This is a genomic window from Prevotella sp. P4-67, from assembly GCF_002251325.1.
GTDB lineage: Bacteria > Bacteroidota > Bacteroidia > Bacteroidales > Bacteroidaceae > Prevotella.
On sequence record NZ_NPJL01000071.1, the window covers coordinates 1 to 695 of the forward strand.

Below are 695 nucleotides of genomic sequence, written 5' to 3' on the forward strand. Positions count from 1 at the left end.
TCTTTTCTTCTTCTATTTCGCAGCCGTTTCCTACCGTCTGATTATCGCTTTGCGTTCGGTTACTGAGGCAATCCGTGAAACAATTGACCACCTCACTGCTCAAGGCGAGAAAGTGGGATTGGTGTCGGTGCATCTATATCGTCCGTTCTCGGCAAAGCACTTCCTTGCAGCCGTTCCGGCAACAGCAAAGCGCATTGCCGTGCTCGACCGCACAAAAGAACCGGGAGCAAACGGCGAGCCTCTGTATCTCGACGTAAAAGAATGCTTCTATGGCAAGGAGAATGCTCCGGTAATAGTGGGCGGACGCTTCGGACTTGGCTCTAAGGACACTACGCCGGCACAAATTCTATCAGTATATGAGAATTTGGCATTGCCGATGCCTAAAGACCACTTCACTCTCGGCATCAACGATGACGTGACATTCACTTCACTTCCGCTGAAGGAAGAAGTGGCTCTCGGTGGTGCAGGCATGTTCCAGGGTAAGTTCTACGGACTTGGTGCCGATGGTACTGTGGGAGCAAACAAGAACTCGGTGAAGATTATCGGTGATAACACTAATAAATATTGCCAAGCATATTTCGCCTATGACTCTAAGAAGTCGGGCGGTTTCACTTGCTCGCATCTGCGCTTCGGTGATGAGCCTATCCGCTCTACATATTTGGTGACTACGCCTAACTTTGTGGCATGCCACGTGC

General features: G+C 50.2%; 1 protein-coding gene. It reads left to right on the plus strand.

Features of this window, described 5'->3' with window-relative positions; all coding sequences use genetic code 11:
• Nucleotides 1-695 (plus strand): 2-oxoacid:acceptor oxidoreductase family protein (locus tag CIK92_RS12510; RefSeq protein WP_173823851.1); only part of this gene is annotated, 695 nt, incomplete at both ends.